Origin of the sequence: Ectopseudomonas khazarica, assembly GCF_017915135.1 — a bacterium.
Lineage (GTDB): Bacteria > Pseudomonadota > Gammaproteobacteria > Pseudomonadales > Pseudomonadaceae > Aquipseudomonas > Aquipseudomonas khazarica.
Window position 1 is genome coordinate 2,939,760 of the sequence record NZ_CP068551.1, and the last position, 22,248, is coordinate 2,962,007.

At 66.7% G+C, this 22,248-nt stretch carries 17 protein-coding genes; 4 read left to right on the top strand and 13 right to left on the bottom strand.

Features of this window, described 5'->3' with window-relative positions:
• Positions 1-5: 5 nt before the first annotated feature.
• The 9 genes from JLK41_RS14030 to peaA form a co-directional block, all read right to left on the bottom strand.
• Entirely contained in the window at positions 6-1,190 is a 1,185-nt protein-coding gene (locus tag JLK41_RS14030) for an acetyl-CoA C-acyltransferase (RefSeq protein ID WP_210389172.1), read from the bottom strand.
• 10 nt (positions 1,191-1,200) lie between these two features.
• Complete coding sequence (locus JLK41_RS14035) at positions 1,201-1,968, bottom strand: 3-hydroxyacyl-CoA dehydrogenase (RefSeq protein WP_210389173.1); 768 nt, start codon at positions 1,966-1,968, stop codon at positions 1,201-1,203.
• An 18-nt stretch (positions 1,969-1,986) separates the two neighbouring features.
• Complete coding sequence (locus tag JLK41_RS14040; protein WP_210389174.1) at positions 1,987-3,606, bottom strand: acyl-CoA synthetase; 1,620 nt, start codon at positions 3,604-3,606, stop codon at positions 1,987-1,989.
• A 112-nt stretch (positions 3,607-3,718) separates the two neighbouring features.
• Complete coding sequence (locus tag JLK41_RS14045) at positions 3,719-4,741, bottom strand: AraC family transcriptional regulator (RefSeq protein WP_210391235.1); 1,023 nt, start codon at positions 4,739-4,741, stop codon at positions 3,719-3,721.
• A gap of 72 nt (positions 4,742-4,813) precedes the next feature.
• Positions 4,814-6,496, bottom strand: a complete 1,683-nt coding sequence (locus JLK41_RS14050) for an AMP-binding protein (RefSeq protein WP_210389175.1) — start codon at positions 6,494-6,496, stop codon at positions 4,814-4,816.
• 135 nt (positions 6,497-6,631) lie between these two features.
• Positions 6,632-7,756, bottom strand: coding sequence for a quinohemoprotein amine dehydrogenase subunit beta (gene peaD / locus JLK41_RS14055; RefSeq protein ID WP_037047807.1), 1,125 nt, complete (start codon positions 7,754-7,756; stop codon positions 6,632-6,634).
• Positions 7,757-7,785: 29 nt separating this feature from the next.
• The gene (gene qhpC, locus JLK41_RS14060; protein WP_037047810.1) at positions 7,786-8,109 is read right to left on the bottom strand and encodes a quinohemoprotein amine dehydrogenase subunit gamma; all 324 of its coding nucleotides are present in this window, start codon (positions 8,107-8,109) and stop codon (positions 7,786-7,788) included.
• 1 nt (position 8,110) lies between these two features.
• Entirely contained in the window at positions 8,111-9,541 is a 1,431-nt protein-coding gene (peaB, locus tag JLK41_RS14065; RefSeq protein WP_210389176.1) for a quinohemoprotein amine dehydrogenase maturation protein, read from the bottom strand.
• A 75-nt stretch (positions 9,542-9,616) separates the two neighbouring features.
• A complete protein-coding gene (gene peaA / locus JLK41_RS14070; RefSeq protein ID WP_210389177.1) occupies positions 9,617-11,182 on the bottom strand; it encodes a quinohemoprotein amine dehydrogenase subunit alpha in 1,566 nt (521 codons plus the stop codon).
• Positions 11,183-11,583: 401 nt separating this feature from the next.
• Between peaA and JLK41_RS14075 the strand changes: the two genes are divergently transcribed.
• On the top strand, positions 11,584-13,077 hold the full coding sequence (locus JLK41_RS14075) for an aldehyde dehydrogenase family protein (RefSeq protein ID WP_210389178.1): 1,494 nt from the start codon (positions 11,584-11,586) through the stop codon (positions 13,075-13,077).
• Between the two features lie 15 nt (positions 13,078-13,092).
• Here the strand turns inward: JLK41_RS14075 and qhpG are convergent, their stop codons facing one another.
• From qhpG to JLK41_RS14095, 4 genes are read right to left on the bottom strand one after another with little or no spacing between them, the layout of a single operon-like run.
• Positions 13,093-14,394 (bottom strand): flavin-dependent monooxygenase QhpG, encoded by a 1,302-nt coding sequence (qhpG, locus tag JLK41_RS14080; RefSeq protein ID WP_210389179.1) that lies wholly within the window; start codon positions 14,392-14,394, stop codon positions 13,093-13,095.
• Positions 14,391-15,059, bottom strand: coding sequence for a subtilisin-like serine protease QhpE (gene qhpE / locus JLK41_RS14085; protein WP_210391236.1), 669 nt, complete (start codon positions 15,057-15,059; stop codon positions 14,391-14,393). The genes qhpG and qhpE overlap by 4 nt, the downstream gene beginning before the upstream one ends.
• A gap of 2 nt (positions 15,060-15,061) precedes the next feature.
• Complete coding sequence (locus tag JLK41_RS14090; protein ID WP_210389180.1) at positions 15,062-16,777, bottom strand: ABC transporter ATP-binding protein; 1,716 nt, start codon at positions 16,775-16,777, stop codon at positions 15,062-15,064.
• A 40-nt stretch (positions 16,778-16,817) separates the two neighbouring features.
• Positions 16,818-18,704 carry a sigma-54-dependent Fis family transcriptional regulator gene (locus tag JLK41_RS14095; protein ID WP_134676706.1) on the bottom strand — a complete coding sequence of 629 codons (1,887 nt, stop codon included), beginning with the start codon at positions 18,702-18,704 and terminating at the stop codon, positions 16,818-16,820.
• Between the two features lie 176 nt (positions 18,705-18,880).
• Here JLK41_RS14095 and JLK41_RS14100 point away from each other — a divergent pair, with 176 nt between their 5' ends.
• The 3 genes from JLK41_RS14100 (at position 18,881) to JLK41_RS14110 (ending at position 22,212) form a co-directional block, all read left to right on the top strand.
• Positions 18,881-19,261, top strand: a complete 381-nt coding sequence (locus tag JLK41_RS14100) for a MerR family transcriptional regulator (RefSeq protein ID WP_037047828.1) — start codon at positions 18,881-18,883, stop codon at positions 19,259-19,261.
• A gap of 35 nt (positions 19,262-19,296) precedes the next feature.
• Positions 19,297-20,460, top strand: coding sequence for an isovaleryl-CoA dehydrogenase (locus tag JLK41_RS14105; protein WP_037047830.1), 1,164 nt, complete (start codon positions 19,297-19,299; stop codon positions 20,458-20,460).
• 144 nt (positions 20,461-20,604) lie between these two features.
• Complete coding sequence (locus JLK41_RS14110; protein ID WP_037047834.1) at positions 20,605-22,212, top strand: carboxyl transferase domain-containing protein; 1,608 nt, start codon at positions 20,605-20,607, stop codon at positions 22,210-22,212.
• Positions 22,213-22,248: the final 36 nt, after the last annotated feature.

Genomic DNA, 22,248 nt, shown 5'->3' on the forward strand with positions numbered 1-22,248 from the left:
TCTCCTTACAGGCGCTCGACCGCCACCGCCGTGGCCTCGCCGCCGCCGATGCACAGGGAGGCCACGCCGCGCTTGAGGCCGTATTGCCCCAGCGCATTGAGCAGCGTCACCAGCACGCGCGCGCCGGAAGCGCCGATGGGGTGACCCAGGGCGCAGGCGCCACCGTGGACGTTGAGTTTGTCGTGGGGGATGTCGAGGTCGCGCATCGCCACCATGGGCACCACGGCGAAGGCTTCGTTGACCTCGAACAGGTCCACCTCGCCCAGGCTCCAGCCCGTGCGCGCCAGCAGACGCTGGATAGAGCCGACGGGCGCGGTGGTGAACAGGTTCGGCGCATGGGCGAAGGAGGCATGCCCGGCGATCCGCGCCAGCGGTTGCAGGCCACGCTTCTCCGCCTCCTCCAGGCGCATCAGCAGCAGCGCCGCGGCGCCATCGGAGATGGAGCTGGCGTTGGCCGCCGTCACCGTGCCGCCCTCGCGGAAGGCCGGCTTGAGGCCGGGAATCTTGTCCATGCGCGCCTTGGGCGGCTGCTCGTCCTCGCTGACAGTCATCCACTCGTGACCGCAGCGGGCCTGTACCGGGACGATCTCGGCGGCGAAACGGCCCTCGCGCATGGCCTTCTGCGCACGGGTCAGCGAGGCGATGGCGAAGGCATCCTGCTGCTCACGGGTGAAGCCGTAGGCCTGGGCGCAGTCTTCGGCGAAGGTGCCCATCAGACGTCCCTTGTCGTAGGCATCCTCCAGGCCATCGAGGAACATGTGGTCGAGCACCTTGCCGTGGCCCATGCGATAGCCGCCACGCGCGCGCTCCAGCAGGTAGGGCGCGTTGGACATGCTCTCCATGCCACCGGCCAGTACCACGTCGGCGCTGCCAGCCCGCAGCAGGTCGTGGCCCAGCATCACGGCCTTCATCCCCGAGCCACACATCTTGTTCAGCGTCGAGCAGACCACCGACTGTGGCAGCCCGGCCCCCAGTGCGGCCTGACGCGCCGGCGCCTGGCCCTGGCCGGCCTGCAGTACGCAGCCCATGATCACCTCGTCGACGGCGTCGCCGGCGATGCCGGCCCGCTCCAGAGCCGCGAGGTTGGCAGCGGCGCCGAGCTGGGCCGCGCTCATCTCCCTGAAGTCCCCCAGGAAGCCACCCATGGCGGTACGGGCGGCACTGACGATGACGATGGAATCCTTGTTCATGACGGTCTCCTCACTTCGCGGCCATGCGTATCGCACCGTCAAGGCGAATCACCTCGCCGTTGAGCATGGCGTTCTCGACGATATGGCGCACCAGTGCCGCGTACTCTGCCGGCCGGCCAAGGCGCGGCGGGAACGGCACGGCGGCGCCGAGGGCATCGCGGACCTCCTGGGGCATGCCGGCCATCATCGGGGTCTCGAAGATGCCGGGCGCGATGCACATCACGCGGATGCCGTGGCGAGCCAGTTCGCGGGCAATCGGCAGGGTCATGCCGACCACGCCGCCCTTCGAGGCCGCATACGCAGCCTGGCCGATCTGCCCATCGAAGGCCGCGACCGAGGCCGTGTTGATGATCACGCCACGCTCGCCATCGGCATTGGCCTGGCCCTGGGCCATGCACTCGACGGCCAGGCGCAGCATGTTGAAGCTGCCGACCAGGTTGACGCTGACCGTGCGGGCGAAGCTCTCCAGGCCATGCACGCCATTGCGGCCGATGACCTTCTCGGCCGGCGCGACCCCGGCGCAGTTGACCAGGCCCTGCAGGCCACCGAAGGCTTCCGCAGCGGCATTCACCGCAGCGCGGGCATCCTCCTCGCGGGTGATGTCCGCTTTCACGAAGCGGGCGTTGCTGCCCAGTTCCTCGGCACGCGCGGCGCCAGCCTCGGCGTTGATGTCCACCAGCACCACCTTGCCGCCCTGCCCCAGCAGTTCGCGGGCGGTGGCCAGGCCCAGACCGGAGCTGCCACCGGTCACCAGGAAAACGGAATTCTCGATACGCACGTTCTTTACTCCTTCGAATCAGTGAGCGGCGGCCTCCTGGGCCTTGGCGATTTCCTGGTTGCGCAACAGGAAGCGCTGGATCTTGCCGCTCGGGGTCTTGGGTAGCTCCGCGACGAACTCGATCTCGCGCGGATAGGCATGGGCGGACAGGCGCTGGCGCACATACTGCTGCAACCCCTCGGCCAATTCGGCGTCGGCGGCATGGCCGGCATGCAGCACGACGAAGGCCTTGACCAGCTCGGTGCGCTCCGGGTCGGGCTTGCCGACCACGGCGGCCTCTATCACCGCCGGGTGTTCGATCAGCGCGCTCTCCACATCGAAGGGACCGACGCGGTAGCCGGAGGTGGTGATCACGTCATCGGCGCGGCCGACGAAACTGATGCTGCCATCCGCATTGAGCTCGACGGTGTCACCACTCAGATAGTAGTCGCCGACGAAGGCGCGGGTTTCCAGGCCCTGATAACCGGAGAACCAGAACAGTGGCGAACGCGGCATGTCCAGGGCGAGGATGCCAGGCTGGCCGACCGCCAGTTCGCGCTGCTGCTCGTCCAGCACCACGACACGGTGGCCAGGCATCGCGAACCCGGCGGCGCCCAGGCGCACCGGGTGCTGCAGCGCGTGGTGGTTGCACAGCACCATGCCCAGCTCGGTCTGCCCGTAGTGGTCATGGATGACGCAGCCGAGCCCTTCGGCGAACCAGCGGATCACCTCCGGGGTCAGCGGCTCGCCAGCGCTGCTGACGGCGCGCAACTGCCCCTTGATCGCGGCTTCCACCTCGCCCTTGCCCGCCAGCAGCAGGCGGTAGGCGGTGGGCGAGCCGGCCAGGTTGCTGATGCCGTAGTCGCGGATGATCCGGCAGGTGCTTTCGACGCTGAAACCGCCTTCGTAGAAGAGCGTGGCATGGCCCATCGCCAACGGCCCGGTCACCGCGTAGTAGAGACCGTAGGCCCAGCCTGGATCGGCCAGGTTCCAGAATCGGTCCTCGGCGCGCAGGTCGACCGCCTCGCGCATGTAGCTGACGAAGGCGACGATGGCCTTCAGCGGCACCGCCAGCGGTTTCGCCAGGCCGGTGGTGCCGGAGGTGAACATCAGCAGGAAGGGATCGGACCCCTTGCGCATGACCGCTTCGAAGTGTTCCGGCTGGCGCTGCAGTTCGGCCTGGAAATCGTCACCCACCGTCAGCACCGGCGGCGCGTCCGCTACCTCGTCGAACTTGGCGCGATTGACCAGATCGGTGACGACCAGCTTGCTGCCGGCGCTGCGCACGCGGTGTTCGATGGCCTTGGGCCCGAAGGCGGTGAACAGCGGCTGGTACACCGCGCCCGCGCGCCAGGTTCCGAGGATGGTGATCAGCAGTTCCGGCGTGCGCGGCAGCATGCCCGAGACACAATCGCCGGGGCCCACGCCACGGGCCTGGAGCAGGTTGGCAAAACGCGACGCGGCGTCCTTGAGGGCGGCGAAGGTCCACTCGGCACGCTCGCCGTTGCGCCCCTCCCAGAGCAGCGCGACGCGCCCTGGCTGGGCGTGGCGGTCGCAGCATTCGACACAGGCATTCAGGGCGTCGAGGTCGCCGGCCAGGGTGCTGGAAGCGGCACTGGCGTAATCGAACTCGCGGGCAGCGGTGAAGTAGTCGCGCATCGGGTAGCCTCCGGTGTTCTTGTTGTTGGAGTGCCACGATGGTCGCGCCAGGGGCCGCAAGGCGGCAATGTCGAAACAGGTCGATCGAAGCGAGCGTTTTTGACAGCGCCGCTCAGTCCACGCCCTCCAGGGCGCGGTACTGTCCCGGGGTGGTGCCGGTCCACTTCTTGAAGGCCTTGTAGAAGGCGCTGGTGTCGGCGAACCCCAGCTCGTAGGCCAGCTCGGCGAAGTGGCTGGCGCCCTCGTCCAGGCGCGCGATGGCCAGGTCACGACGCACCTGGTCCTTGAGCCCCTGATAGGACTGGCCTTCCTGGGCCAGCTTGCGGCGCAGGGTCGAAGGGGCCATGTAGAAGTGCCCGGACAGGGCGTCGAGATCGGGCCAGCGCCCGGCGTTGAGGCTGCGCAGGTAGGCCTTGATGCGCGCGCCGAGGCTCTGCGGGTCGCGATAGCGCACCAGGATGTTGCCCGGCGCACCGGCGAGAAAGCGGCGCAGCTCGCGCTCACTGCGACGCAGCGGCAATTCCAGGCAGTCGGCGTTGAACAGCAGGCGATTGCTGGCGCGCCCGAAGCGCAGATTGTCGCTGAACATCACCCGGTAATCACCGCAGTAATCCGGCATGGCGCAGCGCAGTTCGACGCTGAGAATGGCGATGCGCCGCCCCACCAGCCAGCAGGCCAGGCCGTGCAACATCAGCCACAGGGTGAAGCTGGAGAATGCCCGCCCCGGCACTTCGCCAGACTCGTCGAGGACGATCTGCGCCAGGCTGCCCTGACGCTCCAGGCGCGGCCGCAGGTCATCGAAGATCAGGCCGAGAAAGCCCAGCATGCTCTCCAGTGCACTGCCCAGGTCGGCCTCGCGCAGCGCCGTGCGGGCCATGAAGGCGAAGCTGCCAGACTTCATGCGCCGCGCATTCATGCCGAAGAACTCGTCGTCCATGGCCAGGGCGATGGCCCGCCACAGCTGGGCGTAGGCCGATGCCGAGACCCGCGCATAAGGTCGCAGCAGCTGCCCCGGTGTGATGCCGGCTTGCGCCAGCAACGGCGCCTCCGGCAGGCCGCGGCGGCGCCACTCGAGCAGTGCCTCGGCCACCAGCTGGACGGAGATGGTGCCTTTCTCGGCGACGATGGCCGTCATGTCTTTCCCTGCAACGCCTGACGAGCCGCCACTGTCGCAGGGCAACACCGCGCTGGCAATCGCCACCGTCACTCAGCCGCTCTGTACCTGGGCCAGGCGCTCGATGCTGATCTCGCGCATGCGGAATTTCTGGATCTTGCCGGTGACCGTCATCGGGAAGCCGTCCACGAAGTGGAAGTGACGCGGGACCTTGAAGTGCGCGATGCGCTCCCGGGCCCAGGCACGCAGCTGTTCCTCGTCGAGTTCATGGCCGGGGTGCAGCATGACCCAGGCGACGATCTCCTCGCCGTAGCGCTCGCAGGGGATGCCGATCACCTGCACGTCGGCCACTGCCGGGTGGGTGAAGAAGAACTCCTCGAGCTCGCGCGGATAGATGTTCTCGCCGCCGCGGATGATCATGTCCTTGCTGCGCCCGACGATGCAGACGTAGCCATTGTCGTCCATCGACGCCAGGTCACCGGTGTGCATCCAGCGCCCGGGGTCGATGGCATCGGCCGTGGCCTGCGGGTTGTTCCAGTAACCGAGCATCACGCTGTAGCCGCGCGTGCACAGCTCGCCGATGGTGCCGCGCGGCACTATCCTGCCGTCGCCGTCGACGATCTTGCTCTCCAGCTGGGGCTGGGTGCGGCCGACGGTGGTCACGCGCAACTCCAGCTCGTCCTCGGGGCCCGTCTGCAGCGATACCGGGCTGGTCTCGGTCATGCCGTAGGCGATCTGCACCTCGCTCATGTGCATTTCCCTGATGACCCGGCGCATCACCTCGATCGGACAGGTCGCGCCGGCCATGATGCCGGTGCGCAGGCTGGACAGGTCGAATTCGCCGCGTCGCGGATGGTCCAGTTCGGCGATGAACATGGTCGGCACGCCATACAGGGCAGTGGCCTTTTCCTCGGCCACGGTCTGCAGGGTGGTCAGCGGATCGAAGGCATCGCTCGGGTAGATCATGGTCGAGCCATGGGTCACGCAGCCCAGGTTGCCCATCACCATGCCGAAGCAGTGGTACAGCGGCACCGGGATCACCAGGCGGTCGTGCTCGGTGAGGCCGAGGCTCTCGCCCACCATGTAGCCGTTGTTGAGGATGTTGTAGTGACTCAGCGTGGCCCCCTTGGGGAAGCCGGTGGTGCCGGAGGTGTACTGGATGTTGATCGGGTCATCGAACTGCAGGCTGGCCTGGCGCTCGACCAGCGCCTCGACAGGGACCGACGCGGCGCTTGCCTGCAGGCTGGCCCAGGACAGGAATGCAGCCGGCGGATTGGCCGCGAGGCTGACCACGCCACGCAATTCCGGCAGGCGCTCGCACTGCAGCCGGCCCGGCTCGGCGTCCGCCAGCTCCGGCACCAGGCCGAGCAACATCGCATGGTAGTCGGAGGTCTTGAAGGCATCGGCGCAGATCACCCAGCGACAGCCGGACTGCTTCAGCGCGTACTCCAGCTCGCTGCTGCGATAGGCGGGATTGATGTTGACCAGGATGGCGCCGATCTTGGCGCTGGCGAACTGGGTGATGCACCACTCGGCGCAGTTCGGTGCCCAGATTCCCAGGCGGTCGCCGCTCTCGATGCCGAGGGCGAGCAGGGCGCGGGCATGGCGTTCGACCACCTCGGCCAGCTCTCGCCAGCTGTAACGCAGGCCCTGATGGCGCACGACCAGCGCCTCACGCTCGGGGAACCGGGCGACCGTGGCGTCGAACGCCGCGCCGATGGTCATGGCGAGCAAGTCCTTGTCCTGCCGCCCACGGGTGTAACTCGGGTGATTCATGGCTTTCCCTTCTTGTCTTTGTAATGGGATCGTCGCTGAACAGGCGGCCAGCCATTGGGGCACGGGCCGCGAAACCTGTCGATTATCACAGCGGAAGGTCGCCTGGGTATGCGACCTTCGCCACTGCGAGCAACCTTATCGAGTAAATACCTGAGTGGTGGTGATCGCCATGTCGCCACCTGGCAGCTTGATGTTCTTGATCTTCTCCAGCGTATCCGGGTCGAACACCGCGATGTCGTTGAAGGTGCCGGCCAGGTACAGCTTGCTACCCTCGGTGTTGAAGGCGATGCAGTAGTAGGTGTGCTCCAGGTTGGCAGCCTTGATCAGCTTCTGTTCCTTGATGTCGTACTTGGCCAGGCGGTTGAGTACGCCGAACATCTGGTTGGCATCCTTGGGCGAGCGCAGGCCGGTGAAGTACAGCTCGGTCAGCGAGGCGAAATCCTCCACGACCGCCTTGCCGGTCTTCAGGTCGATGCTCAGGTAGCCGTAGCGGTAGTCGGCGCTCGCCAGGTCCTGCGTATCATCCTGGAAGCGGGCCGCCGTGTAGAGCATCGAAAAATCGTGCATCGCGGTCTGGTGTGGCCAGAAGTACAGCACGTCCGGTGCACTGTAGAGCGGCCGCTGCCAGTTGCGCAGGGGCACCGCCACCTCGTACTGGCCGGTGTGCACGTCCATCTTGTAGATGTCCGGCCCGGCGACGAACAGCGAACCGTCATCGGCGGCGCGCATCAGGTACACCTGGCGCGGCATCGGGAAGCTGCGCAGCGGCTGGGCATCGAGCCCGGCGGCGGTATCGAACACCTCCAGACGCGGCGGCTTGACCACATAGTGATCGCTCATCATCTGCGTCGGGTTGACCGTGGTGTACAGCTCCTTGCCATCCGGGCTGAGGGCGAAGGAGAACATCGAGCGCACCTTTTCCCCCGGGCTGCGCGACAGCCGGGCGTGGAACACCGTGCGACAATCGTCCAGATCGATGCCGTAGAGGTCACCGTAGTGGTTGTTGAGCAAGTACGCCGTCCTGTTGTCCGGCGCCATCATCGCGGTACCGGGGCCGAACGCATCGGGTAGCTGGCACGTCTTGTACAGGGTGTCGCTGGCCAGATCGACCACATGCAGGTTGTTCGGATAGTTGGTGGCGATCAGGTATTCCTGACCGACCTTCAGCGCCGGGCCGGCCTGCGCCGCAGCATTGGCATGACTGCCCAGGGCGAGCCCGGCGACGACGGTCGCCAGGCTGGCGATGGTTTGGAGTTTCATACGCTGTCCCCTCTTGTTCTGCGCGCCGGTCATTTGTCTTTCGGGAATACGGTGTTGAGGTTGCGCCAGTCCTGCGACGAATCCTGGGCAGTGGCGTTCCAGTCCTGATAGGTGCTCATCATGTCGGGCACCTGGGCCGGCCACCAGCAAGGGTCGGAGCATCCGTAGAGGTCGGCCTCCATCGGCTGACAGAGGGAGCTCACACCGCCGAAGGCGTCCACCTCCCAGCCCGGATCGGTGGTGGCGGTGCAGCCGGCCACGGCGCTCATGGCCACGACCTCTTCGATACGATCTTCGGCTGCAGCTTGTTCGAGCAGTTGTGCTTTGTTGTTGAGCGGCTTCAGATGTTTCATGTCAGTGCGCCTTCCGCGGAGAGATGTAGCTGCTGATGAAGGCCGGATTGACGGCCATGATGCGGCTGTAGACCTCGATGCCGAAGTCCACCCAGTCGCGCATCAGCTCGCAGTAGTGATAGGTCGGGTGAGTCGGGTCGCCGTAGCGGGCGTAGCTCTCGTGATAACAGCCGCCGGAGCACAGGTTGCGAATGCGGCAGCTGTCGCAGCCGGTGCCCGAGCGATCCAGGCGCTGGGACAGGAAGTCGTTGAGCTCGACCTGCTTCACGCCGCTGTGCACATTGCCGAAGGTCGGCATGCTGGAACCGGTGAAACGGTGGCAGAGGTTCAGCTCGCCCTTGTGGTCCACCGCCAGCATCTTCAGGCCGGCGCCGCAGGGCAGCGCCTTCTTGTGTCCTTCATGGATGTCGGTGATCAGCTGGTGCAGGTTGGAGAAGCCGATGTTGCGGTGTTCCAGCGCCGCGTCCAGGTAGCGCCGGCCGAGGGCCTTCATGTTGGCGAAGACCTCGACCAGTTCCTCAGCGGTCAGGTTGTAGTCGGCCATGTCTCCCGAGGTGACCGGCGCGAAGCCGACTTCGGCGAAACCCAGTTCGTTGAACAGGTGGTTCCAGATGGTCTCGACATCGGTGATACCGCGCGTCAGGGTCACCCGCGCCCCCACAGGACGGCTGCGATAGCGCGACAGCAGCAGGTCGACCTTGCGCCGCACCACGTCGTAGGTGCCCTGCCCGCCCACGGTGATGCGGTTGCGATCGTGCACCGTCTTCGGCCCGTCGATGCTGATCGACAACCCGAAGCGATGGGCATTGAGGTAGTCGATGATCTCTTCGGTGAGCAATGTGGCATTGGTGGTCATGATGAACTCCACCTGCTTGCCCGCCTCGGCGAAACGCCGCTCGCAGTAGTCCACCATGTGCTCGATCAGTGCCCGGTTGGAGAGCGGCTCGCCGCCGAAGAACACCACGCTGTAACGTTGCTCGTCCGGCGACTCCTTGAGCAGCATCTCCACCGAGGCCTCGGCGGTCTGCACCTGCATCTTCTTGCCGGCCGAGGGCTTGTCCAGGTCTTCCTTGTAGCAGTAGGTGCAGCTCAGGTTGCAGCCGGTGTTGACGTTCAGCACCACGGTGTTCAGCGCCGTGCGTTCGACCCTGGCGATGCCGATTTCCGGCGTCAGTGGCGAGCCGTCGCTGACCACTTCCAGCGCGATCAGCTCGCGCAGCGTTTCATCGATGGCCTGCCCGGCGAAACGGTCGGCCAGACGCCGCACCAGGTCTTCGGACGAGCAGCTCTGCTGACGCAGCGCGTCGATGATGCCGCCCGTCACGTCATCGGCGGCGAACAGCGAACTGCTCGGAATGTGGAACAGCATGCGGTCGGCATCCACTCGCACTTCGTGCAGGTTGCGCTCGACCAGATTCAATATTGCGCCCATGGCGACCTCCCGGAAGTTTTCCCAATCGTCGTTGCGAATCCGGGCAGGGCGTGGCCCCGCCCGGGCCGTTGCCCCTCAGGGCAGCGGCGGGTTGTTCCAACGCTGTACGGTGACGATCAGCTGGCCTTCACCCTTCTGGCCACCCTCCTCCAGCTCGGCGATCACCTTCAGGTTGCCGGCGTTGTTGGTCATCATCTTGCGCTGCGGGTTGGGACCAGCAGCGCCAGGGACGAACACGCCGTCCTTCTGCATCTGCCCGGCGAACTTCACGTCCTCGTCTTCCCTGGCGCGCTCATCGAAGGGCTGTACCGACCACTTGGCCGGCAGGTAGCCGATCCGGTAGGGCTGACCTTCGTCATCCCTGCCCCAGGCCTCGGCCTCGAAGCGGCCCTGCACCTTGGGCGTCGAACCACCGTTCTCGCCCACACGGGCGATGGAGAACGCGGGCACCACTTTCACTTCGGCGATGTCCTTGTACACCGCCAGGTCGACGCCCCCGAGATCGCCCAGTACGACGCTGCGACGGCCCGGCGCAGCCGTGGCTGCGGCCTTGACCCGCAACCGCACCTGCGTCGGGGTGGCCTCGAGCACCTTCACCACCTCGAGGCCCGCACCGAGCTGCGCGCGGCCCTGCAAGCCGCTGCCCACCAGGGTCAGCTCGACTTCGCTACCGGCCCTGACATAAGCCGGCTGCACGGCCAGCAACCTGGCCTGGCCTTGCTGGGCGGCACTGAAGTCCAGACCACGCTCGTCATGCTCGGCATCGAACATGCGCCCTTTCATCTCGCCGTTCAGGGCCGCGAAGACCTGGCGCATGCGGGTGTCACCGATCTTCACGTTGCCGCGCCATTCGTAGCCGTTGTAGAGAATGGCCGAACCGCCACCGACGAAGGGCGTGCCATCGGCGTACTGGCCGTTGACCTCGACCTTGAAGGTGTCACCCGTGTCGGCGCTCACCGTCATTACGCCACGCACATCACCCTTGGCCAGCATGTGCCCACTGAACGCCCATTGGCCCAGCAGCACCTTGGCCTCGGGTTTGGCCTTCTGCCATTCGGACCAGGCCTGGCTGTCCAGCGGGTAGCGCTTGGCCAGCTCCGGCACCATCTCCGCGAGGGCGAGATCGAGCCAGTCACGGTCACGGGCCTGCGCCTGGTACTCGAGCGACGGCCACTGCCCCAGATGGAAGTGGACGAGATGCTCCCACTCCTTGGCCGGCCGGCGCTGCAGGGCGACGCGGGCCCCGGAGTGGCAACGCCCACAGGTCTGGCTCAACTGCTCGTCGAACGTCTCGACCGTGTTCAGGCGACGCTCCATGGCGTAGCGCACCCCCTCGGTTTCATCCGGGGCCAGGCCCTGCTTGTCGGCCAGGTACTTGACCAGGGTGCGGCGCTCGTCATCGGCGATGTTCAGGCCATGCATCAGCTGCATGCGCGCGATGCTCATCAGCCAGCCCTCGGGGGTCTTGCGCTGGTGGCTGATACGACTGATGGCGTCGCCGCCTTCGGGAATATGGCAGCCCACGCATTTGGACTCGAGGAGGGCTTGCCCCTCCTGCGCTGCCTGGGCCTGGGCGAGCATCAGCGAGGTCATGGCCAGAGCCAGGATGCCCGCACGCTGCCGGAGTCGAGTCGTCTTCAAGGTCAGACCTCCACGGTGTTGTTCTTATGATCCGCACCCCGAGCAGGTGCGCCTGGCCAGAGCAAATACACATTGCGTGCCACACAGGGACAAATGCATTCGCAGCAAGGACTTAGCGGTAAAACGAGGGTTTTCTGGCCGACGGGATCGAGCCTGCGGCGTCTAAATTCGCGACAGGCTGTTCCAGCTTGAGACGAACGCACCCAGGCTTCTCCGATGCGGGACGCCGAGGCCGTCCCAGGCCCGTCTCAGGCCGTCTCAATCTGCAACAGCGGGCTGCTGCGACAGAGCACGAATCTCCGAACCTTTTCTTTCCATATCAATCTCTTACCTCGCGGATCGAGCATTGGCACGAGGGTTGCGAAAGGTCACCGCGACTCCAATAAGCAGAGGTACCCCCAATGTTTGCCGACCTGCCCGTCCTGCCCCAGACCCACGCCTTCCTCAACCGCAAGCTGCAGATGCTGATCGGCGCCGAATGGTGCGACGCCATCAGCGGGGCCACCCTGGACTTTCGCAACCCGGCCACCGGCGAGATCATCGGTCAGGTGCCCTCGGCCAGTGCCGACGACGTCGACCGCGCCGTCCGCGCCGCCCGCCAGGCTTTCGATGACTCGGCCTGGAGCCGCATGCGCCCGCGCGACCGCCAGAACCTGCTGTGGCGCCTGGCCGAGCTGATGGAGCGCGATGCGCAGCAGCTGGCCGAGCTGGAGTGTCTGAACAACGGCAAGAGCGCCGCCGTGGCTCAGGTCATGGACGTGCAACTGGCCATCGACTTCCTCCGCTACATGGCCGGCTGGGCCACCAAGATCGAAGGCAGCACGGTCGAGCCCTCGCTGCCGCTGATGCCGGGCGAGGACTTCCATGGCTTCATCCGCCGCGAAGCCGTCGGCGTGGTGGGCGCCATCGTCGCCTGGAACTTCCCCTTGCTGCTGGCCTGCTGGAAGCTCGGCCCGGCGCTGGCCACCGGCTGCACCCTGGTGCTCAAGCCTGCCGATGAAACGCCGCTGACCGCTCTCAAGCTGGCCGAGTTGGTGCTCGAGGCCGGCTACCCGGCCGGGGTGTTCAACGTGGTCACCGGCACCGGCCTCAATGCCGGCGTCGCCCTCACCCGCCATCCGGGTGTGGACAAGCTGACCTTCACCGGTTCGACCGAAGTGGGCAAGCAGATCGGCAAGGCCGCCATGGACAACATGACCCGCGTGACCCTGGAACTGGGCGGCAAGTCACCGACCATCGTCATGCCCGACGCCAACCTCGCCGAAGCCGCGGCCGGCGCTGCCAGCGCGATCTTCTTCAACCAGGGCCAGGTCTGCTGCGCCGGCTCGCGCCTGTACGTGCACCGCAAGCACTTCGACAATGTGGTTGCCGACATCGCCGGCATCGCCAACGGCATGAAACTGGGCAACGGCCTCGACCCCAACGTGCAGATGGGCCCGCTGATCTCCGCCAGGCAGCAGGAGCGCGTCACCGGCTACATCGACCTCGGCCGCGAACTGGGTGCCACCATCGCCTGTGGTGGCGAGGGCTTCGGCCCAGGCTACTTCGTCAAGCCGACGGTGATCGTCGACGTCGACCAGCAGCATCGCCTGGTGCAGGAGGAGATCTTCGGCCCGGTGCTGGTCGCCATGCCGTTCGAGGACGTCGACGAGGTCGTGCGCCTGGCCAACGACAACCCCTACGGCCTCGGCGCCAGCATCTGGTCCAACGACCTGGCCTCGGTGCACCGGATGATTCCGCGCATCAAGTCCGGCTCGGTCTGGGTCAACTGCCACAGCGCGCTCGATCCGGCCCTGCCGTTCGGCGGCTACAAGCTCTCCGGCGTCGGCCGGGAAATGGGCGCAGCCGCCATCGACCACTACACCGAGCTGAAATCGGTGCTGATCAAGCTGTGACATGGTCCGGCCCGATCAGGGCCGGTAGCCCTGCTGCAGCAGCCAGCCCTGGACAGTCCGCCGCGATGCGGGTGCCAGAGCGGCCAGCGCAGCCTCCAGGCGCCCCGCCTGCAGGCTGCGCACGATGGGCGCCAGTGCCACGCCGTCGATGTGCCAGATCCCCAGCGGCTGATCGGCCGTCAGCACCACCTCGGCCTCATCGATCAGGCCATCGTTGAGCACCGGCATGCTCGCCACCTGCAGCCGGGCGATATCGGCGTCGACATGCAGTGGCTGTGCGTCCGGCCAGCCACGCCGCGCGCGCCAGAACGCAGCATCGGCCCAGCGCGGCTCCGCCGTATAGAAGTCACGCCCGGTCCGGGCGAAACGCATGAACAGATGCTCGATGCGCTGCTGGTGAAAGCGGCAGGCCAGTTGCGTGCGTTCGGGGTGCTGCAGCAGGGTGTTGATCACCGCCGGGGCCTGCAACGCCGAGGACAGCGACTGGAACACACCGTTGCCCGATAACGGATCGACCGCCATCGCCGCATCGCCAACGCGAATCCAGCCCGGTCCCACCACCTGCCGGGGCAGAATCGCCGTGCTGCTGCGCGCATGCACCGGCGCAGCGGCGTTGGCCGAATCGCCGAACAAGGCCTGAACCAGCGCCGATGCCTGGCGCCGCGCCGCGCAATAGGCTAGCAGCTCGTCGCGTGGGGGCAGTTCGGCGGCAGCGGCGTCCAGGGTGATCTGCCAGTAGCAACGGCCATCGGCCAGCGCCGCCATCCAGGCCCAGCCATCTGCCAGGCTCTCGACGGCCGAACCTGCACGGCCCGGCTCAGCCTGCCAGCTGCTGAGCAGACTGAGGGTCTCCGGCCCACGCAGGCGCCCTTCGCCCAACGGTGCCTGACGTCCCCGGGCTTCCACCAGAAAGTCCGCCAGCAGCGACCGGCCATCCTCCAGCACGATCCGCTGCTGCTCGCCCTGTTGCCCGAGCTGGCGTATCCGCCCCTGCAGCAGCTCGACACCGGCGTCCGCCAGGTCGCGGCGCAGGGCCGCGTCGAACAGCGGGCGATCTAACAGGCGCTCGTCGTTGAGCAGCTGGTCCACACCGCTCCAGCGTACCCGACGCGGCGTCGGCGGCGCCGCACTGGCCAGCGCCTGGTGCAGGCCGACCTGACGCAACCCCTCCAGCACCCGTGCGGACACCCCTTCCACCGCAGCGAAACGACGCCACTCGCTGATCACCCAGACCCGGTAGCCCAGACGCTGCAAGCCCAGCGCCACCGCGCAGCCGGCGGGCCCTGCGCCGAGCACCGCGATCCGTGGCGCGTTCACCGGCGCCGCTCCGGGCCGAGATGCGCCGCCTCATGGCGCAGCCAGTCGTACACCGCCTGCCGATCGGCGCTGCGATGCTGCGCCAGGTAGCCGGCGATCTGCCCGCTGAGCGCCGCGCAGGCCAGGCTGGCCCCGGCCAGTCCCGAAGGACCGCGAACCTGGGCGCCGAAATCGGCCTGGGCGCTGTTCAGCCAGGACCACTGTCCGGCCTGACAACGGGCGTCGCCACTGATACGGATGACCCCGGGATAGCTGGCCGGGTAGACCGGCTCGCCCTGCGCCGGGCTGGCGGCGCAGAGGATCACGCCGGCGGCCTGCAGTTCGGCACAGGTCTCGCGCAGCACCGGGCGATCACTGCGCAGGCCCAGGCTCAGGTTGATCAGGCGCACGTCCTGCTCCAGCAGCCAGTACAAAGCCGCCGCAATCTGCAGCGGACTGGTCTGCCAATGCCCGGCGAACACCTGAGCGCTATAGATGCAAGCCCGCTCTGCCGGTGAGGACAGCGCATCGAACACCGCAGTGCCATGCCCCAGGGCATCGGGCAGGGGCTCGCCCTGCTCCAGTACCTCGTGCTGCAGCCAGAAGCGCCGGGCATGGCTGACGCGGGTGGCCTGATGCGGGGCGAATCCACTGTCGACGAAGCCGATGCGCAGCGTGCTGTCCATGCTCATGCCGGTTCCAGGCGCTGCAACCGGCCCTGCTGCAGACACAGGCTGAGGTCGGCCTCGCGCAGCGTCGATGGCCGGTGGCTGATCAGGATGCGCGTGCGCCCGGCGAAGAGCTGGTCGATGGCGGCGATCACCTCGCGCTCGGTGGTCTCGTCCACCGCCGAGGTGGCCTCGTCGAGCACCAGGATGCGCGGCTCCTGCAGCAGCGCGCGGGCAATGGCGATGCGCTGCCGCTGGCCGCCGGAGAGCTGCTGGCCACGCTCGCCCAGCGGACTGTCCAGGCCCTGTGGCAGGCTGGCGATCAGCTCGTCCAGGCGCGCCAGCCGGGCAACCCGTTGCAGCGCCTCGCGGCTGGCGCTCGGTGCGCTGTAGGAAAGGTTTTCTGCCAAAGTGCCGCGAAACAGCACGATATCCTGGCTGACCACCGCGATACTGCGGCGCAGGGCGAACAGGTCCAGCTCGCGCAGGTCGACGCCATCGAGCAGCACCCGGCCCTGGTCAGGATCATAGAAACGCTGCAGCAGATCGATCAGGGTCGACTTGCCCACCCCGGACGCGCCGCTGATCGCCACCTTGAGCCCCGCCGGGATCACCAGGTCGACGCCCCTCAACACTGCACCGCTGCGCTGCTCATGGCTGAAGTGCACGTCCTCCAGGCGCAGTTCCCCGCCCCCCTCGGCAAGGGGTGACGGCGCAGCGGGCTGGCGCACGCTGACCGGTTCCTGCTGCAGTTCCATGACCCGGCCGAGGCTGACGGTCATGCGCTGCAAGGCCACATACAGGCCCAGCAGGCTCTGCACCGGCCCGACGGCCATCCCCAGGTAGGTGGAGAACGCAATCAGCGCGCCCACCTGCCAGGTGCCCTGGATGACCCAGTAGCCACCGATCAGAAAGGCGCAGGCGCGTGACAACGAGGTCAGGGTGCCGGGCAGCGCGTGGGTGAAGAACTCCGTCACCTGCACCTTGAGCAACTGGCGCATGTAGCCCTGGCCCAGCCCCTCCAGGCGCGCAGACTCACGCTGCTCGGCAGCGCTGGCCTGGATGAACTTCATCGCCGGCAGGGTCTCGACTAGGAACGACGAGACATCCGCCGAGCGCTCGCGCAGGCTGCGCACCTCGCGCTCGACCTTGCGCCGCATCCAGCGCAACCAGAGAACCTCGAGGGGGATCAGCAGCGCCAGCAGCAACGACAGCTGCCAGGACAGGACCAGCATCAACGCCACCGCGCCGAGCAGGCCGATGACGCTGGAGACGGCGGAGAACAGCGAGTCCACGGCAAAACGCTGGATTTCCGCCACGTCGCCATCGAGCCGCGAAAGGATGTCGCCCAGCCGCTTGCGCCCGTAGAAGGCCGGCGACAGCTGCTGCAGGTGGCGATACAGGTCATCGCGCAGAGCGAACAGGATGCGCCCGGACAAACCTGTATGCAGGTAACGATTGATACCGGACAACAGGGTACCGAGGATGCCGACCGCTACCATGGCCAGCGCCACCTGCAGCAGGCGCGGGAAGTCCCTGGCCAGCAAGCCGTCGTCGATCAGGCTCTTGGTCAGCCACGGCTGCGCCAGCACCAGCAGCGAGGCGCACAGCGACAGCCCGAGCAAGGCCGCGATGGCACGCCGATGCGGCCTGACGAAGCCGAACAGCCAGGCCAGCGATCGGCGCAACAGTTCGGGGTCGTGGGTATCGACCAGCCGGGTCAGCAATCTGGGCATGGCCGCCCCGCTACAGCACCCGCAGCAAGGGGGCGAGCCATCATTTGCCCATCTGCTTGAGCTTGCGATACAGGGTCGCCCGGCTGATGCCCAGGGCATCGGCCGCGGCGGAGACATTGCCCTGGTGGCGCTCCAGGCTGGTGCGGATCAGCTCCATCTCGTTCTCGCGGATGCTGCCACTCTGCCGGCAGCTGCCGGTCAGTTCATCGAGCAGGCTGTCCGTGAGGTGATCCAGGCCGATCACCGTTTCGCCCTCCTCGCGCATCGCCAGCGCCGCGCGCAGGACCATTTCCAGCTGGCGGATGTTGCCCGGCCAGTCGTAGCTGCCGAGCAGCTCGGCCAGCGGCCTGTCCAGGGTCACATGTGCGGCTCCATGCCTGTGCAGCACGCTCGCCACCATCTGCTCCAGGTCGCTTCGCTCGCGCAGGGCCGGCAGGCGCAGGCTGACGCCGTTGATACGGTAGTAGAGGTCTTCACGGAAGTGCTTTTCCAGCACCAGGCGCTTGAGGTCATGGTGGGTCGCGCAGATCAGCGCCACGTCGATGTCCTGTTCTTCAGCGGCGCCCAGCGGCGCCACCTTGCGCTCCTGCAGGACGCGCAGCAGACGCGCCTGCAAGGCCAGCGGCATGTCACCGATCTCATCGAGAAACAGCGTGCCGCCCTGGGCCTGCATCAGGCGCCCGACCATGCCGCCACGGCGCGAGCCGGTGAAGGCGCCCTCGCGGTAACCGAACAGTTCGGATTCGATCAGTCCCTCGGGGATCGCGGCGCAGTTCACCGCGACGAAGGGTTTGTCCGCCCGCCGCCCCGACTGGTGCAGGGCACGGGCCACCACCTCCTTGCCGGTACCGGTCTCGCCCAGCAACAGCACGGGCAAGTCGCTGGCCAGGCCCTGGCGCGCCATGCGCAAGGCTCGTGCGTAACGGGTGTCCTGCCCGGCCAGGTCTTCCAGCGGTCGGGCAACGGCACCCGGGCGGGTACGCGGCGGTACTCCCGTACCCGGGCTGGCAGGTCGGGGAACCTGCAATGTGCGGAAGAAGAACTCGCCCTTGGCGGTCTGCACGCTGCTGATGCCACCCTGGAGCAGGCGCGCGATGAACTGCGGCGAGCGCTCGCCGATCAGCTCGCTGGCGCGACGCCCGGTGAGTGTCTCACGCGACAGCTGGAGCAACTCGCACGCCCGCTCGTTGGCAGCGAGGACCTCGCCATCCAGGCTCAGTGCCAGCAGGCCATGCCAGGCGCTGCCGAGGTATTGCGGGCGGCTGTGGAAGGCCAGTACCAGATGGTCCGGATAGCACAGGCCGAACAGCCGGCTTTCGATGTTGCCGGCCGCCAGCATCAGCATGGTCAGGCTGTCCTGGGGTTGCGCCATGATGCCTTCGCGGGTCACGTCCAGAACACCGACGATCCGTCCCTGGGGGTCACGCAACGGCACCGAGGTGCAGGAGAAAGGGCTCAGGCGATCGAGGTAATGCTCGCCACAGTTGATCAGCGTCGGCCGGCCCTCGACGACGGCCGTGCCGATGGCGTTGGTGCCACACAGGGTTTCGCTCCAGCAACTGCCGGGACGCAGGTCACGCAGCCCCGGTTGCTTGAGGTAGTCGTCAGGGCCTTCGATGGCCAGGACATTGGCCTGGGCATCACCCAGTATCACCAGGCCAGCGCGCCCCTGCTGCGTCACCAGGTACTCCATCTCCGGAGTCGCGGCATCGATGAGCATGCGATTGTCGTCGAGCAGCAAGCGCAGGTCGTGGAAGAAATCGCTGCGCTCGCCCTCCAGGCAGTCGAGCCCATGGCCCAGGCTGCGCCGCCACGACGCGTCGATCTCTTCGCGCAGTACGCCTGGCGGAAGCTGGCCATCGGCGACCAGGCGCAGGCGAGCCTGTCGTGAATCCTTGAGTGGGTCTGTCTGGAAGCTCTGCGCCATATCTCGCTCCAACTCGGCAGCCTCGTGCACCGGTAAAGGTCTACACCCAGGACTCGAGCCCGTAAAGGGTGCCTGCCCTGGCAAGCACAAGTGATGCCACAGTCGGGCCCCTCGGGGGTGTTGACAGGAAGATTCGCACAAGCTTACGTTAACGTAAAGGTAAACGAGACAACCCCATGCCCACGACTTTTTCGATCTCCGATCTGGCCCGCGAGCTGGACGTCACCACCCGCGCCATCCGCTTCTATGAAGAGCAAGGCATGCTCAGTCCCGAGCGGCGTGGCCAGGAACGCATCTACTCGCCCAAGGACCTGGTCGCCCTGAAGCTGATCCTGCGCGGCAAACGCATCGGTTTCTCGCTGGCCGAGTGCAAGGAACTGATCGACCTCTACGACCCCAGCGGCGGCAACCGCAAGCAGCTGGAAACCTTCATGAACAAGATCGCCGCCCGCCGCGCCCAGCTCGAGCAGCAGTTGCTCGACATCCAGCAGATGCAGCTCGAACTGGATACCGCGGAGGAACGCTGTCTGGCGGCACTCGCCGAGACGAACAGCTGATCCCCTTTCAACAAATACAAGACACAGGTGGAACCATGAGCTACCCAACCCTGAATTTCGGCCTCGGCGAGACCATCGACATGCTGCGCGATGCCGTGCACCACTTCGCCCAGGTGGAGCTGGCCCCGCGCGCCGCACAGATCGACCGCGACAACGAGTTCCCCATGGACATGTGGCGCAAGTTCGGCGACATGGGCCTGCTCGGCATGACCGTCGACGAGCAGTACGGCGGCACCAACATGGGTTACCTGGCCCACGTCGTGGCAATGGAAGAGATCAGCCGTGCATCGGCCTCCGTCGGCCTGTCCTACGGCGCGCACTCCAACCTGTGCGTCAACCAGATCCACAAAAATGGCAGCCACGAGCAGAAGCTCAAGTACCTGCCCGGCCTGTGCTCCGGCGAACATGTCGGCGCCCTGGCCATGAGCGAGCCCAATGCCGGCTCCGACGTGGTGTCGATGAAGCTGCGCGCCGAGAAGCGCGGCGACCGCTACGTGCTCAACGGCAACAAGATGTGGATCACCAACGGTCCGGATGCCCACACTTACGTGATCTACGCCAAGACCGACGTCAACGCCGGCTCGCGCGGCATGACCGCGTTCATCGTCGAGCGCGACTTCAAGGGCTTCTCCCGTCACCAGAAACTGGACAAGCTGGGCATGCGCGGTTCCAACACCTGCGAGCTGCTGTTCGAGGACTGCGAAGTGCCGGAGGAGAACGTGCTCGGCGCCGAGGGCGGTGGCGTGCGCGTGCTGATGAGCGGCCTGGACTACGAACGTACCGTGCTGTCCGGCGGGCCGACCGGGATCATGAGCGCCTGCATGGACGTGGTGCTGCCCTACGTGCACGAGCGCCAGCAGTTCAAACAGTCGATCGGCGAATTCCAGCTGGTGCAGGGCAAGCTGGCCGACATGTACGCCGGCATGAACGCCTCCAAGTCCTACCTGTACAACGTCGCCCGTGCCTGTGACCGTGGCGAGGAATCGCGCAAGGACGCCGCCGCGGTGATCCTCTACACCGCCGAGATGGCCACCAGGATGGCGCTGGACACCATCCAGCTGCTCGGCGGCAACGGCTACACCAACGAGTACCCGGCCGGCCGCCTGCTGCGTGACGCCAAGCTCTACGAGATCGGCGCCGGCACCAGCGAAATCCGCCGCATGCTGATCGGCCGCGAGCTGTTCAACGAAACCAAATAACCCTCAAACAGCGCGGACAGTCCCCTCTCCCACTTGTGGGAGAGGGTTAGGGAGAGGGCCGGAGGTGCTAGCACCACCCTCTCCCCCAGCCCCTCTCCCGTGAACGGGAGAGGGGAGCTAAAGCCTGCAATTCGGAGTGCGCCAATGGCCATCCTGCACACCCAGATCAACACCCGCTCGCCGGAGTTCGCCGCCAACCAGGCCGCCATGCTCGCCCAGGTGGACGACCTGCGCGCCCTGCTCGCCCGCGTTCAGCAGGGCGGCGGAACCAAGGCGCAGGAGCGCCATACCGCGCGCGGCAAGCTGCTACCGCGCGAACGCATCAACCGCCTGCTCGATGCCGGCTCGCCCTTCCTCGAGATCGGCCAGCTCGCCGCCCATGACGTCTACGGCGAGGACGTGCCGGCAGCCGGGGTGATCGCCGGCATCGGCCGTGTAGAGGGCGTGGAATGCATGATCGTGGCCAACGACGCTACGGTGAAAGGCGGCTCCTACTACCCGCTGACGGTGAAGAAGCACCTGCGCGCCCAGGCCATCGCCCGCGAGAACCGCCTGCCGTGCATCTACCTGGTGGACTCCGGCGGCGCCAACCTGCCGCGCCAGGACGAGGTGTTCCCGGATCGCGAGCACTTCGGCCGCATCTTCTTCAACCAGGCCAACATGAGCGCAATGGGGATTCCTCAAATCGCGGTCGTGATGGGCTCCTGCACCGCTGGCGGCGCCTATGTGCCGGCAATGAGCGACGAGACCATCATGGTCCGCGAGCAGGCCACCATCTTCCTCGCCGGCCCGCCACTGGTGAAGGCCGCCACCGGTGAGGTGGTCAGCGCCGAAGAACTGGGCGGCGCCGACGTGCACTGCAAGACCAGCGGCGTGGCCGACCACTATGCCGAGGACGACGAACATGCCCTGGCCCTGGCCCGGCGCAGCATCGCCAACCTGAACTGGCGCAAGCTCGGCCAGCTGGACAGCCGCGCGCCCATCGCCCCTCGCCATGCGGCCGAGGAGCTGTACGGGGTGATTCCGGCCGATGCCAAGCAGCCGTTCGACGTGCGCGAAGTCATCGCCCGTATCGTCGACGACTCGCAGCTGGATGAGTTCAAGGCGCTGTTCGGCACCACGCTGGTGTGCGGTTTCGCCCGCATCAACGGCTACCCGGTGGCGATCCTGGCGAACAACGGCATTCTCTTCGCCGAATCGGCGCAGAAAGGCGCGCACTTCGTCGAGCTGGCCTGCCAGCGCGGCATCCCGCTGCTGTTCCTGCAGAACATCACCGGCTTCATGGTGGGCAAGAAGTACGAGGAAGGCGGCATCGCCAAGCATGGCGCCAAGCTGGTCACCGCCGTGGCTTGTGCCCAGGTGCCGAAGTTCACCGTGATCATCGGTGGCAGCTTCGGCGCCGGCAACTACGGCATGTGCGGCCGCGCCTACGACCCACGCTTCCTGTGGATGTGGCCCAACGCACGCATCGGCGTGATGGGCGCGCAACAGGCCGCTGGCGTGCTGGTGCAGGTCAAGCGCGAACAGGCGCAACGCGCCGGGCAGCCTTTCGGCGATGACGAGGAACAGCGCCTGAAGCAGCCCATCGTCGAGCAGTACGAGCACCAGGCGCACGCCTTCTACTCCAGTGCCCGGCTGTGGGATGACGGCGTGATCGACCCGGCACAGACCCGCGACGTGCTGGCCCTGGCGCTGTCCGCCAGCCTCAATGCGCCGATCGAGCCGACCCGTTTCGGCGTGTTCCGCATGTAAAGCAGCCGGTAGGAGCCCGCTTGCGGGCGATCAGCA

Excerpts from the sequence above, each read along its gene's own strand:
- JLK41_RS14030 (WP_210389172.1), bottom strand. The coding sequence starts at position 1,190 with ATGAACAAGGATTCCATCGTCATCGTCAGTGCCGCCCGTACCGCCATG.
- JLK41_RS14040 (WP_210389174.1), bottom strand. The coding sequence starts at position 3,606 with ATGCGCGACTACTTCACCGCTGCCCGCGAGTTCGATTACGCCAGTGCC.
- JLK41_RS14045 (WP_210391235.1), bottom strand. The coding sequence starts at position 4,741 with ATGACGGCCATCGTCGCCGAGAAAGGCACCATCTCCGTCCAGCTGGTG.
- JLK41_RS14050 (WP_210389175.1), bottom strand. The coding sequence starts at position 6,496 with ATGAATCACCCGAGTTACACCCGTGGGCGGCAGGACAAGGACTTGCTC.
- peaD (WP_037047807.1), bottom strand. The coding sequence starts at position 7,756 with ATGAAACTCCAAACCATCGCCAGCCTGGCGACCGTCGTCGCCGGGCTC.
- qhpC (WP_037047810.1), bottom strand. The coding sequence starts at position 8,109 with ATGAAACATCTGAAGCCGCTCAACAACAAAGCACAACTGCTCGAACAA.
- peaB (WP_210389176.1), bottom strand. The coding sequence starts at position 9,541 with ATGGGCGCAATATTGAATCTGGTCGAGCGCAACCTGCACGAAGTGCGA.
- JLK41_RS14075 (WP_210389178.1), top strand. The coding sequence starts at position 11,584 with ATGTTTGCCGACCTGCCCGTCCTGCCCCAGACCCACGCCTTCCTCAAC.
- qhpE (WP_210391236.1), bottom strand. The coding sequence starts at position 15,059 with ATGGACAGCACGCTGCGCATCGGCTTCGTCGACAGTGGATTCGCCCCG.
- JLK41_RS14090 (WP_210389180.1), bottom strand. The coding sequence starts at position 16,777 with ATGCCCAGATTGCTGACCCGGCTGGTCGATACCCACGACCCCGAACTG.
- JLK41_RS14095 (WP_134676706.1), bottom strand. The coding sequence starts at position 18,704 with ATGGCGCAGAGCTTCCAGACAGACCCACTCAAGGATTCACGACAGGCT.
- JLK41_RS14100 (WP_037047828.1), top strand. The coding sequence starts at position 18,881 with ATGCCCACGACTTTTTCGATCTCCGATCTGGCCCGCGAGCTGGACGTC.
- JLK41_RS14105 (WP_037047830.1), top strand. The coding sequence starts at position 19,297 with ATGAGCTACCCAACCCTGAATTTCGGCCTCGGCGAGACCATCGACATG.
- JLK41_RS14110 (WP_037047834.1), top strand. The coding sequence starts at position 20,605 with ATGGCCATCCTGCACACCCAGATCAACACCCGCTCGCCGGAGTTCGCC.